14 protein-coding genes are annotated in these 16822 nt (G+C 70.4%); 8 read left to right on the top strand and 6 right to left on the bottom strand.

From position 1 onward, the window contains the following. Window positions 1-24 precede the first annotated feature (24 nt). Window positions 25-654, bottom strand: a complete 630-nt coding sequence (locus KIP89_RS18575) for a LysE family translocator (RefSeq protein ID WP_213757096.1) — start codon at window positions 652-654, stop codon at window positions 25-27. Window positions 655-754: 100 nt separating this feature from the next. Between KIP89_RS18575 and KIP89_RS18580 the strand changes: the two genes are divergently transcribed. The 5 genes from KIP89_RS18580 (at window position 755) to KIP89_RS18600 (ending at window position 5809) form a co-directional block, all read left to right on the top strand. Continuing rightward, window positions 755-1585 (top strand): substrate-binding periplasmic protein, encoded by an 831-nt coding sequence (locus KIP89_RS18580; protein ID WP_213757097.1) that lies wholly within the window; start codon window positions 755-757, stop codon window positions 1583-1585. Window positions 1586-1711: 126 nt separating this feature from the next. After that, on the top strand, window positions 1712-4249 hold the full coding sequence (locus KIP89_RS18585; RefSeq protein WP_369808515.1) for an ATP-dependent helicase: 2538 nt from the start codon (window positions 1712-1714) through the stop codon (window positions 4247-4249). 68 nt (window positions 4250-4317) lie between these two features. Next, window positions 4318-4503: a type II toxin-antitoxin system HicA family toxin gene (locus KIP89_RS18590; protein ID WP_250152650.1), complete on the top strand. Its 186-nt coding sequence runs from the start codon at window positions 4318-4320 to the stop codon at window positions 4501-4503. A 19-nt stretch (window positions 4504-4522) separates the two neighbouring features. Then, on the top strand, window positions 4523-4816 hold the full coding sequence (locus KIP89_RS18595; RefSeq protein WP_213757099.1) for a type II toxin-antitoxin system HicB family antitoxin: 294 nt from the start codon (window positions 4523-4525) through the stop codon (window positions 4814-4816). Between the two features lie 66 nt (window positions 4817-4882). Continuing rightward, complete coding sequence (locus KIP89_RS18600) at window positions 4883-5809, top strand: 50S ribosomal protein L11 methyltransferase (RefSeq protein ID WP_213757100.1); 927 nt, start codon at window positions 4883-4885, stop codon at window positions 5807-5809. A gap of 32 nt (window positions 5810-5841) precedes the next feature. Here KIP89_RS18600 and KIP89_RS18605 read toward each other — a convergent pair whose 3' ends face one another. Continuing rightward, window positions 5842-6354 (bottom strand): thioesterase family protein, encoded by a 513-nt coding sequence (locus tag KIP89_RS18605; protein WP_213757101.1) that lies wholly within the window; start codon window positions 6352-6354, stop codon window positions 5842-5844. A gap of 241 nt (window positions 6355-6595) precedes the next feature. Between KIP89_RS18605 and KIP89_RS18610 the strand changes: the two genes are divergently transcribed. Then, entirely contained in the window at window positions 6596-8011 is a 1416-nt protein-coding gene (locus KIP89_RS18610) for an FAD-binding oxidoreductase (RefSeq protein WP_213757102.1), read from the top strand. Between the two features lie 207 nt (window positions 8012-8218). Continuing rightward, window positions 8219-11992 carry an AsmA family protein gene (locus tag KIP89_RS18615; RefSeq protein ID WP_213757103.1) on the top strand — a complete coding sequence of 1258 codons (3774 nt, stop codon included), beginning with the start codon at window positions 8219-8221 and terminating at the stop codon, window positions 11990-11992. A gap of 4 nt (window positions 11993-11996) precedes the next feature. Here the strand turns inward: KIP89_RS18615 and serB are convergent, their stop codons facing one another. Next, a complete protein-coding gene (gene serB, locus KIP89_RS18620) occupies window positions 11997-12890 on the bottom strand; it encodes a phosphoserine phosphatase SerB (protein WP_213757104.1) in 894 nt (297 codons plus the stop codon). 96 nt (window positions 12891-12986) lie between these two features. Here serB and miaA point away from each other — a divergent pair, with 96 nt between their 5' ends. Next, a complete protein-coding gene (gene miaA, locus KIP89_RS18625) occupies window positions 12987-13946 on the top strand; it encodes a tRNA (adenosine(37)-N6)-dimethylallyltransferase MiaA (RefSeq protein WP_369808516.1) in 960 nt (319 codons plus the stop codon). On the opposite strand, the gene KIP89_RS18630 is transcribed toward miaA, so the two are convergent. From KIP89_RS18630 to purE, 3 genes are all read right to left on the bottom strand, one after another. Beyond that, entirely contained in the window at window positions 13943-14899 is a 957-nt protein-coding gene (locus KIP89_RS18630; RefSeq protein ID WP_213757105.1) for a protein-methionine-sulfoxide reductase heme-binding subunit MsrQ, read from the bottom strand. The genes miaA and KIP89_RS18630 overlap by 4 nt on opposite strands. 184 nt (window positions 14900-15083) lie before the next feature. Then, a complete protein-coding gene (locus KIP89_RS18635; protein ID WP_213757106.1) occupies window positions 15084-16169 on the bottom strand; it encodes a 5-(carboxyamino)imidazole ribonucleotide synthase in 1086 nt (361 codons plus the stop codon). Then, window positions 16169-16669 carry a 5-(carboxyamino)imidazole ribonucleotide mutase gene (purE, locus tag KIP89_RS18640; RefSeq protein ID WP_213757107.1) on the bottom strand — a complete coding sequence of 167 codons (501 nt, stop codon included), beginning with the start codon at window positions 16667-16669 and terminating at the stop codon, window positions 16169-16171. The genes KIP89_RS18635 and purE overlap by 1 nt, the downstream gene beginning before the upstream one ends. Window positions 16670-16822 lie beyond the last annotated feature (153 nt).

Raw genomic sequence — 16822 nt, forward strand, 5'->3', positions numbered from 1 at the left:
GGGCGGGCGACGGGTGGACGCAGTCTACTGGCGGGCGGCGATGCCCCGGCCGGCATCGACCAGCGACTTGGCGCCGAAGGCGACGAACATCACGCCCACCACGCGGGTGATGGCGAGGCCATGGCGCTGGAACAGGCGGCGCACCGGCGAGAGCCCGGCCGCCCAGATGAGGATGATGTCGGCGATGATGAAGCCGACCAGCGCGGCGCCGAGCAGCTGCGGCGCGGCTTCCCAGGTGAGGCCGGAGGCATAGCTCGCGGTCAGCGCGGTGAACATCGACACCGAGACCGGATAGGCCTTCGGGTTGGTCAGGCCGAACAGGATGCCGGTGATCAGCGGCCGGCTGGAGCCGACCGAGCCGTCGCTGCCGCCGCGCGCGCGGATCGCCTTCACCCCGAGATAGCAGAGGTAAAGCCCGCAGCCGATGCCGAGCAGGTCGAACAATGCCGGCCCGAGCTGGTTCACCCCGATGATCGCGGCGAGCGCCAGCGCGGTCCAGAACAGGTCGCCGATCAGATGGCCGCCGACGAAGCGGGCGCCGGCCGGGCGCCCATGCACCGCCGCCAGCGAGAACAGCGCCAGGAAAGCAGGGCCGGGCATAAGTACATAAAACGCGCCCGCGAGGGCCGTCATGAGGTAAAGGCCGTAGGACATGGATGGGAGACCGGCTGGACGGATGGGAGAGATTGCACCAGCATCACGGGCAACGCCGGTGGCGTCAATCGGCGCTTGGGCGGGGGGTGCGGGCCGTGGGATGACCATGCCAGCTCGGTGGTGGCGCAATGGCGTGTGGCGCCTCGGCTATGGGGCGATGCTGCTATGGCTCATCCTGGCCGTCTGCACGGTACCCCTGGCGCCCGCCGTGGCCCAGCTCCCGCCGCTGCGGGTCGGCGCGACTCTTTCCAACAAGCCATGGCAGTTCCGCAGCCCGGAGGGCGCGGTGATCGGCTTCGAGGCCGATCTGGTGCGCGAGATCGCCGCCGGCCTTGGACGGCCGCTGGTGATCGAGAATTTCCAGTTCAGCGACATGCTCGCCGCGCTGACGGAGGGGCGGATCGACATCGCCATGTCCTCCATCAGCATCACGCCGGAACGGCGCGAACGCTTCGACTTCACCCAGCCTTATTATCTGACGACGCAGGCCCTGGTGGTGATGCGGGGCTCGTCCATCCGCTCGCTGGCCGATCTCAGGCACCGCACCGTCAGCGTCATTCCCGAGACCACCAGCGACCAGTGGGTGACGGCCAATCGCGAGCTCTACCGGATCGGCGAGGTGCGCCATGTCCGCGGTCTCGACGAGGGGCTGGATGAACTGACCCATCGCCGCGTCGACGCGCATATCGGCGACATGCCGGCGCTGCTGTACCGGCTGCTCGGCCGCAACGACCTCGCCGTGGTGGCGCGCCTGGGCACGCGGGAGAACTATGGATTGATGCTCGCCAAGGGCTCGCCGCTGACCCAGCCGATCGATGACATGATCGCGGCGCTGAAGCGGAACGGCACGCTGGCGCGGATTCACCAGACCTGGTTCGGCAGCCCGCCGGAGCCCGGCTCGCCGGTGACGCAGGTGCTGCCCCGCCCGTGAGAGGGCGCGCGGCGTGGATGAAAAAAGCGGGGGATGGCGGCTGATTCGTCGCCGCCCTCGCCAAACGGGCATGGCGATGCCATTTTGTTCTTCCAAGAATCATCTGCCATGACTGTGAGCGGGCCTTTGGCCGATCCCCGGAACACGCCGGACGACGACGCGTTCGACATCCCCTTCGACCTGCCGGCCCGTGTGGATGCACCCGCGCCGAAGCCGGGCGGCATTGCCGCGCGCGCGGCGGCGCTGGCCGGTCCCAGCCGACCCGCGAGCAGCGGCGTCTATCTCGACGGGCTGAACCCCGAGCAGCGCGCCGCGGTCGAGGCGACCGACGGGCCGGTGCTCGTGCTGGCCGGCGCCGGCACCGGCAAGACCCGCGTGCTCACCACCCGCATCGCCCATATCCTCTCGCTCGGCCTTGCCTGGCCCTCGCAGATCCTCGCCGTGACCTTCACCAACAAGGCCGCGCGCGAGATGAAGGAGCGCATCGGCGCCATGGTCGGCGAGCAGGTGGAGGGGATGCCCTGGCTCGGCACCTTCCACTCCATCGGCGTGCGCATGCTGCGCCGCCATTCGGAACTGGTGGGGCTGCGCTCCGGCTTCACCATCCTCGATACCGACGACCAGATCCGGCTGTTGAAGCAGTTGCTTCAGGCGGAGGCCATCGACGAGAAGCGGTGGCCGGCGCGGCTGCTCGCCAACACCATCGACGGCTGGAAGAATCGCGGTCTGTCGCCCGACAAGGTCTCGGCCGGCGAGGGCGCGGCCTTTGCCAATGGGCGCGGGCAGAAGCTCTATGCCGCCTATCAGGCGCGGCTCAAATCGCTCAACGCGGTCGATTTCGGCGATCTCCTGCTCGAGAGCATCCGCCTGCTGCGCGAGAACCCGGACGTGCTGGCGGAGTATCACAAGCGTTTCCGCTACATTCTGGTCGACGAATATCAGGACACCAATGTCGCCCAGTATCTGTGGCTGCGGCTGCTGGCGCAGGGCTCGCGCAATGTGTGCTGCGTCGGCGATGACGACCAGTCGATCTATGGCTGGCGCGGCGCCGAGGTGGACAACATCCTGCGCTTCGAGAGCGATTTCCCCGGCGCCACCGTGGTGCGGCTGGAGCGCAATTACCGCTCCGACGGGCATATTCTCGGCGCCGCCGGCCACCTCATCGCCCATAATGAGGGCCGGCTCGGCAAGACGCTGTTCTCGGAGGGCCAGTCTGGCGAGAAGGTGACGGTGACCGGCGCCTGGGACAGCCAGGAAGAGGCCCGCGCCATTGGCGAGGAAATCGAGCAGCTCCAGCGCAAGGACCACGCGCTCAACCAGGTCGCCATTCTCGTGCGCGCCTCGTTTCAGATGCGCGAGTTTGAAGACCGCTTCGTCACGCTGGGACTGAACTACCGCGTCATTGGCGGCCCGCGCTTTTATGAGCGGGCGGAAATCCGCGACGCACTGGCCTATCTGCGGGTCATCGCCTCGCCCTCCGACGACCTCGCCTTCGAGCGCATCGTCAATGTGCCCAAGCGCGGGCTGGGCGACGCGGCGCTGCGGCAGATCCACGACCATGCCCGCGCCGCGCAACTGCCGCTGATCGAGGCGGCGCGCGAACTGGTGGCCAGCGAGGAGCTGAAGCCCAAGGTGCGGCTCACGCTGCGCGACCTGGTCGGCGCGTTTGATCGCTGGCGCACGCAGATGGCGAGCCTGCCGCAGCACGAACTCGCCGAGATCGTGCTGGATGAGAGCGGCTATACCGAGATGTGGCAGAAGGACCGCTCGGCGGACGCGGCCGGGCGGCTCGACAACCTCAAGGAACTGGTGCGTTCCATGGAGGCGTTCGAGAACCTCGTCGGCTTCCTCGAACACATCTCGCTGGTGATGGACGCGGAAGGCGCCGCCGGGCAGGATGCCGTCAACATCATGACGTTGCATTCGGCCAAGGGGCTGGAATTCGACACCGTGTTCCTGCCGGGCTGGGAAGAAGGCGTGTTCCCCAACCAGCGCGCGCTCGACGAGCAGGGCCGCGCCGGGCTGGAGGAGGAGCGCCGCCTCGCCTATGTCGGCCTCACCCGCGCGCGCAAGCGCGCCAAGGTGTTCTTCGCCTCCAACCGGCGCATCCATGGCCTGTGGCAATCGGCCGTGCCGAGCCGCTTCCTCGACGAATTGTCGGAGAAGGATGTGGAGGTGACGGAATCGCGCGGCGGCTCCGGCTGGGGCGGTGGGCAGGGCTCGGGGCGCTATGGCTATGGCCCGAGCCGCTTCGACGAGGCGCAGAGCTTCGGCTCCTCCTATTCCACGCCCGGCTGGCAGCGCGCGCAGAACGCCGCCCGCACCAGCGGGAGCGGGGGCACGTCAGGTGGGGGCACGTCAGGTGGGGGCACGTCGGGCGGTTTTTCGGGCGGCGGTTTTTCGGGCGGGCGCGATGCCGGCGGCTTCGACAACCGGCCGGCGCGCTTTGCCGCCAACACCGCGGCGCGCGGCAGCCGGATCATCGAGGGCGAGCTGATCGCCAAATCCACCGGCTCGCCGGCCCGCTTCGGTCTCGGCGAGCGGGTGTTCCACCAGAAGTTCGGCTATGGCGAGGTGGTGGCGGTGGAAGGCAACAAGCTCACCGTCCAGTTCGACAAGGCCGGCGAGAAGAAGGTGGTGGACAGCTTCGTGCAGGCGGCCTGAGGGGCTGGCAATCGCCGCCTCGCGGCAAAGCTCATGATGTGAAAAGCCGCTAGGCCCGGTTGGGTGCCATGCTGACCAATAGTCGGGACATCAAGCGGCGACTGGAAGGCGAGGGGTGGTTGCTTGACCGCACCAAGGGCTCGCACCACGTCTTCCGCAATCCGTCCAACGGGGCGATAATCGTTCTGCCTCATCCAAGAAGGATCTGGGGCAGGGGCTGGTGCGCGCCATCTACAAGGCGGCGGGCTGGATGATCGACTGAGCGAAAGGCCCATGTCTCATTACATCGCCATTATCGAGGACGCCGGCCCGGACCATGCGGCCGGGGTGTGGTTTCCCGATTTGCCAGGCTGTTTTTCGGCCGGAGAGGATGTGGATGCGGCGCTGCTCAACGCCGAGGACGCGCTGATCGCCTTTGCCGAGGCGCTGGCGGCGCAGGGACGGGCGTTGCCATCGGCCCGCAGCCTTGCCGCCCTGAGGGACGATCCGGCGCTGGCCGACGATCTGTCCCACCACATGGTGGCGCTGGTGCCTTTCCGTGCCGAAGCGGTGGCGGCCGCCGAATAGGGGCTCTGGCATTCCGCCGCGCCCTCGCTTACAGAGCGCCATTCTGCCCGCCACGCGAGGAGTGCCATGCTCGAAGGATTGCCGCCCAACGGGGCCTCGCATGTGATGCGGCTCGACGCGCCTGAAGATACCGCGCGGACGCTCGCGGAATTTCTCGGCGAGAGCTTCGACCCGGCCGAGGTGGCCACCAGCGCCTTCGAGATCGAGAATGTCGCGGAAGGCTCGGGCTGGGCGGTCGAGGTCTATTTCGGCGAGCCGCCGGATGAGGAGATGGTGCGCGAGCTGGTCGCCGTGGTGGCGCCGGACCTCGCCCCGCTGGCGGTGTTCGCCACGCTCGACAAGAAGGACTGGGTCGCCGCCTCGCTGGAGGGGCTGGCGCCGGTGGCGATCGGGCGGTTCGTGGTGCACGGCTCGCATGATCGCGCCGTGGTCGGTCCGAACCAGATTGGCATCGAGATCGAGGCGGCGCTGGCCTTCGGCACCGGCCATCACGGCACCACCAAGGGCTGCCTTGCCGCCATCGACGCTTTCGGCAAGAAGCGCCGGCCCGCCCGCACGCTGGATGTCGGCACCGGCACGGGCGTTCTGGCGATGGCGGCGGCGCGGCTGTTCCATGCGCCGGTGCTGGCCAGCGACATCGACCGCGTGGCGGTGGCCACCGCCCGCGCCAATGCCCGCGCCAACCGGGCGGCGCCGGAGATCACCTTCCTGCACGCGCCGGGGCTCGGGGCCGGGGACTTCCGGCGCGCCGGGCCCTATGACCTGATCCTCGCCAACATCTTGCTGGCGCCGCTGAAGCTGATCGCCCGCCCGCTGGCGCGGCTGGTGGCGCCGGGCGGCACGGTGGTGCTGTCGGGGCTGCTGCCCTCGCACGCCAATGCCGCGCTCGCCGCCTATCGCGCGCAGGGGCTGCATCTGGTGCGCAAGCGGACCATCGAGGGCTGGGTGGCGCTGGAACTCACCGCCAGCGCGGGACGCCCGCGCCGACGCTGAGCGAAACCCGTCCGCTCAGGCGGGGTATCGGTTCACGAAAGCCGGATCGGCATGTTGACCGGGCGGCCGAGGCCTTCCGGCTGCGGCAGGGCGCCATGCGCCGCCTTCATCAGCGCGAGGCGCTCCAGTACCTCGTCCGGGAAGGGCGCGACGCGCCGGCTGCCGGGCTCGACATGCTGGGCGATCTGCTCGCAGGTCGCCGCCGTCCAGCCCTCGCCGGCATGGTGCAGCTCCTGGAACAGATGCATGCGCTTCTCGTCGTAATTGATCAGCCGCAGGGTGATGCGGACCTGATCGCCGACCCGCAGCGCCCGTTCGAAACGCTGATGGGCTTCCATGGTGAAGAAGGAGGCTGGCGCGCGCGTGGTCAGATGCGGGCCGAGGCCTACCAGGAACACGGCCTCGTCCACCGCCTGCTCGAACAGCAGGGTGTAATAGGTCGAATGCAGATGCCCGTTGTGGTCCACCCAGTTCGGCTCGACCGTCATGACGGAGGAGACGAAGGGGGCAAAAAACACGGGTTCGAAGTCGATCCCGTCCAGCATGACACGATCCCCGACAAGCAAGCGACGTTTGCGCTGCCTTATTGACAAGCATTCTGCCGACTTTCAGGGCATTCGTCACCTGCCCTCGTGGCGATTGAATGACTGAAATCTTGCGATCTCGGGGTTTTTGCGCGTAACCCGGACGAATCGCGTCCCGTCGGCGGCTCACACGGAGCGTGGATGGGGTATAAGCCGTCACCGGCGCCGGGAAAACGAGCACGGGCAGCCGCAGGAGGACGAGATGGCACAGATGCTGGACGAGCGGACCCGCGAGCCGGCGGCGGATGAGGCGGTCCGGGCGGTAATTGCCGGTCTCGCCAGCCATTTCGGCGATCGCCTGGCCACCGGGCGGGCGATCCGCGAGCAGCATGCCAACACCGTGACCTGGCTGGCCAATGAGGCGCCGGATGCGGTGGTGTTCGCGGAAAGCGCGGAGGATGTTCAAATTGTCGTGCGCGCCTGCGCCAAGGCGGGCGTGCCGGTCATCGCCTTCGGCACCGGCTCCTCGCTGGAGGGGCAGGTGAACGCCCCGCTCGGCGGCATCTCGATCGATCTGTCGCGGATGAACCGGGTGCTGTCCGTTCACCCGGAAGACCTCGACTGCGTGGTCGAGCCGGGCGTGACGCGCAAGCAGCTCAACGACCATCTGCGCGATGCCGGCCTGTTCTTTCCCATCGATCCCGGCGCGGATGCCTCGCTGGGCGGCATGGCCTCGACCCGCGCCTCCGGTACCAATGCGGTGCGCTACGGCACGATGAAGGACAATGTGATCGCGCTCACCGCCGTGCTGGCCAATGGCGAGATCATCACCACGGCGCGGCGGGCGCGCAAATCCGCGGCGGGCTACGACCTTACCCGCCTGTTCGTCGGGGCGGAGGGCACGCTCGGCATCATCACCAGCCTGACGCTGAAGCTCTCCGGCATTCCCGAGGCGATCTCGGCCGGGGTGTGCGCCTTCCCGACCATCCGCGCCGCCTGCGACGCGGTGATCCTCACTATTCAGTCCGGCCTGCCGGTGGCGCGTATCGAACTGCTCGACGAGGTGCAGGTGAAGGCGTGCAACGCCTATTCCAAGCTGAACCTTGCCGAACAGCCGACCCTGTTCGTCGAGTTTCACGGCACCGAGGCGAGCGTGCATGAGCAGGCCGAGCGTTTCGGCGAGATCGCCCGCGATTTCGGAGGCGGCGAGTTCGCCTGGGCGACGCGCCCGGAGGACCGCTCCAAGCTGTGGCAGGCGCGGCACGATGCCTATTGGGCCTGCCTGCCGCTGAAGCCCGGCGCCAAGGCGCTGGCGACCGATGTCTGCGTGCCGCTCTCGCGCCTTGCCGACTGCGTCGACGAGACCAAGCGCGACATCGAGGAAATGGGCATGATCGCCCCGATCGTCGGCCATGTCGGCGACGGTAATTTCCACACTGTCACGCTGGTCGACATGAACGACGCGCAGGATGTGGCGAAGGCGAAGTCGTTCATTTCCCGCATGATCCATCGGGCGCTGGCGATGGGCGGCACGGCAACCGGCGAGCATGGCGTCGGCCAGGGCAAGCGCAACTATATGGAGGCCGAGCACGGCACGGCGACGCTGGACGCGATGCGCGCCATCAAGGCGGCGCTCGACCCGCAGGGCATCATGAATCCCGGCAAGATTCTGCCGTGAGCCTCATTAGGTGAGCCGCCTGCCGTGAGCCGCCCTGCCACGCACGACCAGGCGTTAACCGGCGAGGTTCCCCTTGCGGTGTCGGCCTTTGGCGCGGCAGCATGGGGAATGCGAAAAATATCAATAATCTAGCGGTAAACCGGCGGAGGCTGCCGCGCCCGGGCGGATAATCGGGGGTGTTGGCGTCGGACGACCCGGAGGAGAGGCGTGCAGAACCTTCTGCTGACGATCGCGAGCGCCATCATATTGGCCGTCGCTGCCGCCTTTGCGGCGCCGCTCGTCCTCGACTGGACGCAGTTCCGCACGACCTTCGAGGCGCAGGCGGCGCGAACGCTGGGCGTGCCGGTGGTGATCCGTGGCCCGATCGACGCCCGGCTGCTGCCCAGCCCGAGCTTTGTGCTGCGCGATGTCTCGCTCGGTCTCGATGCCGGCGGCACCGGCGTGGTGGCGGGCGAACTGAGCGGGCGGCTCTCGCTCGGCGCGCTGCTGAGCGGCAAGATCGTCGCCGACCAACTGACGCTGGAGCGTGCCCGCATCCGCCTCGTGCTGGGCGCCGATGGCCGGATCGCCCTGCCGACCGGCGCGGGGCGGCCGGCGCCGCTGACCATTGCCAATCTCGCCATCCGCCAGAGCAATTTCGAGCTGATCGACCGCGCCGGCGGGCATGAAGTCCAACTGGGCGGGGTGAATCTTGCTGGCGATCTCGGCGGTCTCGCCGGGCCGCTGCGTCTGGAGGGCGAGCTGGAGGCCGCCGGCGTGCGGCGTACCGTGCGCCTTACCCTCGCCGCCGCGGGAGCGGAAGGCGCAGCGAGGCTGCGCCTTGGCGTGCAGGATGTCGGCTCGCCCTTCTCGATCGACGCCGACGGCACGCTGGCCTTTGTCGGCGGGCGTCCGGCCTTCCAGGGCAAGGCCTCGCTCTCGATGCGCGCGCCCGGTGCCGCCGGCCCACCGCTGCGCGATGCCGATGGCTCGGTGCCGGCGCGTGATCCGCTGGCCGGCTGGAGCCTCTCCGGCACGGTCAACGCGACCCAGCAGGCAATCGACGTCACCCATCTCGCGCTCGCGCTCGGCAGCGGCGAACTGCCGGTCGAACTGTCCGGCAGCGGGCGCTATGTCGCCGCCGCGCCAGCCGTCGCAGCTTCAGCCACGGCCACCGCCGGCACCACGGACACGGGCGGCTCGCGGCTCGACCTCACCCTCGCCGCCCGGCAGATCGACCTTGGCGCCGCGACCGGCGGTGCGGCACCGCTTGCCGCGCTCAACCGCGTCGCCCGGACGGTGGCGCCGCTGGCCGACCTCGCCCGCTCCGGCTCGCTCGACCTCTCCACCGACACGGTGCTGCTCGGCGGGGCGCCGATGCGTTCCGTGCGCGCGGGGCTCGACTGGTCGCCCGCCGGCTGGCGCGCCCGCACCCTTGAGGCGCGGCTGCCGGGCCGGGCGAGCCTCGCCCTGTCCGGCCGTCTGCCGCAGGCGACCGGCGCCGGCCAGCCGATTCGCCCGCCGGCCGATGCGGCGCTGTTCACCGGCGACATGGTGCTGTCCGCCGAGGACCTGCCGGCCTTTGCCGGCTGGGCGGCGCCCGAGGCCACCGCGCTGCTCGCCGGGCTGCCGGGCGGGGCGGCCTCGCTCAAGGCGGCGATCGCGGTGGGCGAGGACCGGGTGGCGCTCGATCGCCTGACCCTGACGGTCGGCGACCAGCTCAGCCTTGCCGGCACGGCGGCCTATGCCTTCCCGACCGCCGCAACGCGCGGCCGGGTGGATGCGGCGCTGTCCACCGCCAAGGTCGATCTCGACCCGCTGATCCCGCCGCTGCGCCGGCTGATCGGCTTTGGCGGGCAGCGTTTCGACGTGGCGCTGAGCTTTGCCGGCACCGATGTGCGCCTCACCGGCGTGAACGCGGCGGGTGCCGACCTGATCCTGCGGGCGGATGCCGGCGGGGTCGGGATCGAGCGGCTCGCGATCCGCAATTTCGGCGGGCTGGACCTGTCCGGCTCCGGGCGTCTGGCGGCGCTGGACGCGGTGCCGGGCGTTGGCGGCGGTATTGGGGGGGAGGCGGACGGGCGCTTCGAGGCGCGGCTGACCGGCGCGCGCACGGAAGGCCTGCCGGCGCTGGCGCGCGCGCTTGGCGTGCCGCAGGCCGAGCCGCTGATCGCGGCGCTGGGGCCAAGCCTCGCCCCGCTCGATGTGACGATGAGTCTGGCCTCCGACACCGGGCGCCTGTCGCTCGACGCGCGGGGGCGCCTCGGCCTGCTGAGCGGGGAGGGCGCCGCCCGCTTCGGCGCGGGTGGGCCACCCGAGGGACGTTTCACGCTGGAGGCGAGCGATGGCAGCGCCGTGCTGGGCAAGCTCGGCGTGCCCGGCCTGCGCGCCGGCCTTGGCCCGGCGCAGGTCAGCCTGACGCTTGGCGAGACGGTTGGCAGCACCCTTGAGGGGCGGCTCGCCTTTGCCGGCGCGGCGCTGGAGGCACGCGGCAAGGTGCGTTGGGAGGCCGATGGCCGCCTCGCCCCCGATCTCGCGCTCACCCTGCGCGGCGCCGACCTCGCCCGGCTGTTCCCGATGCTCAGCAGCGGCGGCCTCGCCAGCGTGCCGGCGGAACTGTCGGCCAGCCTGACGCGCGAGGGCACGGCCTGGCGGCTCGGCGGGCTGAGCGGTGCGATCGCCGGCGAGCGTGTCGACGGGCAGGCCGCCTATCTGCCTGATGAGACCATTCCGATCACAATCGACCTCGCGCTCGACCGCTGGAACCTGCCCGCGGCGCTCGCTCTGGCCACCGGGCGCGTGACGGGGGGAGCGGCGGGGGCGGCGCAGGCGGGGTGGCCGGATGGCCGCTTCGGCCCGCCGGCGCTCGGCCGGCTCAATGCCTCGGTCAAGCTCAGCCTGCGCCAGCTCGATCTGCCGGCGGGGCTGGTGCTGGACCTCGCCAAGCTCAATGCGCGACTGTCCGAGGGGGTGGTGTCGGTCGAGGACCTGTCCGGCGCGCTGGCCGGCGGGCGGCTCTCCGGGCGGTTCGATCTGCGCCGGCGCGGCGAAAATCTGCAGCTCGACGGGCACCTCGCCCTGGCCGATGCGGAGAGCGGGCCGCTGCTGCGCGCCGCCGATGTCCAGCGCCCCGGCGCGGGCGGCAAGGTCACGCTGGCGCTCGACCTCACCGGCTCCGGGCGCTCGCCGCGCGGCATCGCGGCCAGCCTTCAGGGACAGGGCAGCCTGGTGCTGGACGGGCTGGAGATCGCCTATACCGACCCGCGCGCGCTGCAATATGTGATGCTCGCCACCGAGCGGGGCCTGCCGCCGGAGCAGGCGCGGATCGTGCAACTGCTCAATGAGGGGCTCTCGCGCGGGCCGCTCAAGCTGCCGCGTATCGAGAGCGCGCTGAGCGTGGTCAATGGCGTGGCGCGCTCCTCCACCGCGCGGGCGGCGCTGGGCGACCAGCGTTTCGCGCTGAGCGGGGCGTTCGACATTCCGGCGCTGAGCTTCGAGACGACCCTGGAGATCGAGGATCTGTCCGGCGGTGGCAGCGGTGCGGCAGGGGGAGCCCCGCCGGGCGCAGGGGTGCAATGGCGCGGGCCGATTGCCGCGCCGGAGCGGCGCTTCGACATCACCGCGCTGATCGCCGCGATCAACATGCGGGCGCTGGAGCGCGAGACCCGGCGGCTCGAAGCGCAATATGGCCGCACGCCGCTGACCGATGGCGGGCAGCCGACCGACGAGATGCCCCGCGCGGCCCCGCCGCCGCCGCCGGTGACGCCGCCGCCGGTGATCCCACAGGCGGCGCCTCAAGCCCCGCCGCAACCGGCCCCGCCGCAACCGGCCCCGCGCGCGGCCGCCCCAAGCGCGCCGCGTCCCGCGCCGGTGCGGCCGGCGCCGGCCTATGGACTGCAATATCCGCAGCCGGGCAGCGCCGCGCCGCCGCTGGCGCCGCCGGTGGATATTCCGATGGACCCGCTGCGCAGCCCGATCATGGCGCCGCCGCTGGCTCCGTGACGCCTCAGTCGGTGACGAAGTCGCCGGCCGCATAGCCCTGCAGATAGAGCAGGGCGGTGAGGTCGCCATGGTCGATGCGGAACCGGGCGGCCGCCGCGACCGCGGGCTTGGCGTGATAGGCGACGCCGAATCCGGCTTCCCCGATCATGGCGAGGTCGTTAGCCCCGTCGCCGACCGCCATGGTCTCGCTCGGCGCAAGGCCCAGCGCCTCCCGCATCTCGACCAGCGCCGCGAGCTTGGCCTCGCGGCCGAGGATCGGCTCCTCGACGAGGCCGGCAAAGGCGTCGCCGTCGGTGACCAGCACATTGGCGCGGTCGGCGTGAAAGCCGATCATCGCCGCCACGCGCTGGGTGAACAAAGTGAAGCCGCCGGAGACCAGCAGCGTGTGAGCGCCGTTCGCCTTCATGGTGCGCACCAGCGCCGTGCCGCCGGGAGTGAGCCGGATGCGCTCGGCAATGACGTCGTCGACCACGGCAAGCGGCAGTCCCTTGAGCAGCGCCACGCGCTCGCGCAAAGCCGGCTCGAAGGCGATCTCGCCGCGCATGGCGCGCTCGGTGATGGCGGAGACATGCGCCTTCATGCCGGCATAGTCGGCCAGCTCGTCGATGCATTCCTGCCCGATCATGGTGGAGTCCATGTCGGCGAGAAACAGCTTCTTGCGCCGTTCGGCTGCCGGCACGAGGGCGACATCAACCGGACGGCCCTCCAAAGCGGCGCGCAGGGCGGTGATGTCGGCATCCGGCCCGACCGCGATCTCGGCGGCGATGCCGCGATTGAGCACGCGCACCTCGCCCGCACCCGGCAGCACGGCGCGGGCGCTCGCGATCGCGTCCTCATCCACCGCCGGGGCGGCGGGGTTGGAGATCAGCACGGCGACATGAGGGGCAGCATGGGTCATGGGCGGGCAACACGGGATTGAAGACGGGACTTGCCGCCGGGCCGGCGACGGGCAAAAAGCGGACACGCGCCATTTGGCGCGCCAGGACAGAGCGACGTGCCGAAGGGCGCGTCAGGCAAGGCGGAGGCGGGCGTGACGGAACAGGCGGTGCGCCCGCGCGCGGTGCTTATTGCAGGGCCGACCGCGAGCGGCAAGTCGGCGCTGGCGCTGGAACTGGCCGAGCGGGTCGGCGGCGTGGTGATCAACGCCGATTCGATGCAGGTCTATCGCGATCTGCGCGTGCTCTCGGCCCGCCCCAGCGTGGAGGAGGAAGCGCGCGCGCCGCATCGTCTCTACGGCCATGTGGATGGCGCGGCGGACTATTCGGTCGCGCACTGGCTGGAGGACGCCCGCGCGGTGCTCGCGCAGGCGCGGGCGGACGGTCTTCTGCCCATCGTGATCGGCGGCACCGGCCTGTATTTCAAGGCGCTGACGCAGGGCCTCGCGCCGATGCCGGAGATTCCGGCCGAGGTGCGGGCGCGCGTGCGGGCGCTGGAGGACGAGGCCCCCGAGCTGCATGCGCGGCTGATGGCGGTGGACCCGGAGACGGCGGCGCGGCTGCGCCCTTCCGACACCCAGCGTCTGATGCGGGCGTTGGAAGTGTTCGAGGCGACGGGCCGTCCGCTGGCGCACTGGCAGGCCGAGCCGGCGCCGCCCCCTGTGCTGCCGGCCGGCGAGGCCCTGAAAATCTTTCTCGCCACCGATCGCACCGCGCTGCGGGCCCGCATCGCCGAACGCTTCCATGGGATGATGGCGCAGGGCGCGCTGGAGGAGGCCCGGGCGCTGCTGGCGCGTGGCCTCCCCGAGGACCGCACGATCCTCAAGGCGCATGGCGTGCCGTGGTTCGCCCGCCACCTCGCCGGCGAGATCGACCTCGATGAGGCGATCGAGGGCGGCATTCTCGACACCCGCCGCTACGCCAAGCGGCAGGACACCTGGTTCCGCCACCAGCTGGAGGGCTGGACGGCGCTGCCGAAGGGCGAGGCGCAGGAATTGCTGCGCGCCCTTTTCCCTTAGGCTCGCGCCGTGCGGCGTACGGGCAGCGGGCGCAGGCGTAGTGCCACCTCGCTGGCCAGCGTCACCGCAACGCCCGCTCCGAACACCCACCAGGCCGGGCGGATCGAATAGGAGAAGGCGAGATTGGCGGCGAGCACGCGGGCGGGGTCGATCCCCGTCGCGGCGAGATACCAGCCGGCTTCCAGCAGCGCGGTGAGCAGGGCCGCTATCACCGCGAGGCCCAGAAGGTTGAGCAGGCCCGTGCCCCGCCCGTAACGCTGGAGGATGCGCCAGCCCATGAGCCAGACGAACAGGCCGGCCATCAGCGTCGGCTCGGTCACGTCGAGCTTCTGCTGCATGAAGAAATGCAGGATGCCGAGCGCGGTGGCCGGGTAAATCAGCGCGTGCAGGTGCTTCCACCGCTCGCCGCCGAGCTTGCGGACAGCGCCGTCCCAGGAGGTGGCGGCCATCGCGGCGAAGGCGAGCAGCGCGACAAAGCCGATGGTGAGATAGATGCGCAGCACGATCTCGCGGGCGGCCATGCCGAGATCGCCGAGATCGACCAGATAGACCGTGAAATGAATGGCGAGCAGCAGCGCCGCGCCAAGGCCGAGCGTGCGGCGGGCGCTCAGCAGCTTCGGCCAGTTGAACAGGCGCCGCGCCGGGGTGACGGCGAGGGTGATCAGCAGCAGGCGGATGGTCCAGTCGCCAATGAAGCGGATCACCTCGATGAGGGGCCGGGCGCCGAGCGCCGGTTCGCCCGGAAGCGCGCCTCCGCCCAATCCGCCACCGCCCAGAGCACCACCTCCCAGTCCGCCTCCGCCCAACCCCGGCGGCGCGCCGAAGGGCGTGGGCGGGGTGAAGCCGCCGGAGAGGGCGCGCGCGGCCAGCAGCGCCAGCGGCAGCAGCACGATCAGCAGCGCGCCGATCTTCTCAAGGCTCAGCTTGCCGGAGGGCTCACGCAGAAAGGGCATGGAAAGGGGGTCCGTGGCGGGAAGGTCTTCCCGCCTATACGCCCTGACCGGAGACATAATTTCAACAACGCCCCGCACGATGGCGTGAGCGGGATGTCGGCGTGCGAATGGCAGCGGCCATCATCCCGGACCGCCGTAGGCCGATCCGGGGTCCTCGGTCCACCAGCCCGCCGCGGGCCCGGCGTCAATCTTCGGCGAAGATGCGCGTCACATGGCCCATCTTGCGGCCGGGCCGGGCCTCGGCCTTGCCATAGAGGTGCAGATGCGCGCCGGGCTCCTCCAGCACGGCGTGCCAGCTATCGGCCTCGTCGCCGATGAGATTGGTCATCTCCACCCGTCCGCGCCGCTCGGTGGCGCCCAGCGGCCAGCCGGCGATGGCCCGCACATGCTGCTCGAACTGGCTGGTCTCGCCACCATCCAGCGTCCAGTGGCCGGAATTGTGCACGCGCGGCGCAATCTCGTTGACGATCACGCCCTGCGTGCCCTCGACCACGACGAGGAACATCTCCACCGCGAACACGCCGACATAGCCGAGCGCCTCACCGATGCGCCGGGCGATCTCGGCCGAGACGGCGGCGACGGCGGGCGAGACATCGGCCGGCACGGTGGAGCGGTACAGGATGTGATGGCGGTGCTCGTTCTCCGTCACCTCGAAGGCGGCGAAGCGGCCATCCTCGGTGCGGGCGGCGACGACGGACACCTCGCGCTCGAAGGGCACGAAGCCTTCCAGAATGGCGGGGTGACGACCGATGGCGGCGAAGGCGGCGGCGGCGTCATCGCCTTCGCGGATGATGACCTGGCCCTTGCCGTCATAGCCGAAGCGGCGGGTCTTCAGCACGGCCGGGCGGCCGATCTCGGCCAGCGCCGCCTCAAGCTCGGCCTCGTCATTGACCTCGGCGAAGGGCGCCGTCTCGATGCCCAGGCGCGAGACGAAGGTCTTTTCCTCCAGCCGGTCCTGCGTGATGCCGAGCGCGCGGGCGCCGGGATGCAGGGGGACATGGCCGGCGAGGAAGGCGGCGGTGTCCACCGGCACGTTCTCGAATTCGTAGGTGACGACGTCCACCGCTTTGGCGAAGGCTTCCAGCGCGGCGTGGTCGTCATAGGCGGCCTGCGTGACCGCATCGGCGACCTGGAAGGCCGGGCTGCCGGCCTCGGGGGCGAAGATATGCGCCTTCAGCCCCAGCGGGGCCGCGGCGAGGGCGATCATGCGGGCGAGCTGGCCACCGCCGAGAATGCCGATGGTGTCGCCGGGCTTGAGGATGCGGTTCATCAGACGGGGCGCTCCGTGACGGCGGCGGTACGGGCATCGCGCCACGCGTCAAGGCGCTCGGCGAGCGCGGTATCGGTGATGGCGAGCACGGCGGCGGCGAGCAGGCCGGCATTGGTGGCGCCCGCCTTGCCGATGGCGAGCGTACCGACCGGAATGCCAGCGGGCATCTGCACGATCGAATAGAGGCTGTCGAGGCCGGACAGGGCCTTGGATTCCACCGGCACGCCGAACACCGGCAGGCTGGTCAGCGCCGCCACCATGCCCGGCAGATGCGCTGCCCCGCCCGCGCCGGCGATGATCGCCTTGTAGCCGGCGGCACGCGCGCCCTTGGCGAAGGCGAACATCCGGTCCGGGGTGCGGTGGGCCGAGACGATCAGGCAGTCATGGCCGATGCCGAGCGCCTCCAGCGTCTCGGCGGCGTGCCGCATCGTGTCCCAGTCGGACTGGCTGCCCATGATGATGGCGATCGGGCGCGCTTCGGTTGCCGTCTGGTCGCTCATGCTGGTCCGGTTCCCCCGAAAAAGAAGGCGCGGATTATAGGAATCGCGGCTCTCCGGGCAAGGGAGAAGGCGCGGGGCATCACGCCGCGCCATCGGACGTGAAAAAGTCCATGCGTGGTGCGATCATGCTTAACACGAACTTTACCGCGCCGC

It is taken from the genome of Ancylobacter radicis (genome assembly GCF_018449475.1).
Lineage (GTDB): Bacteria > Pseudomonadota > Alphaproteobacteria > Rhizobiales > Xanthobacteraceae > Ancylobacter > Ancylobacter radicis.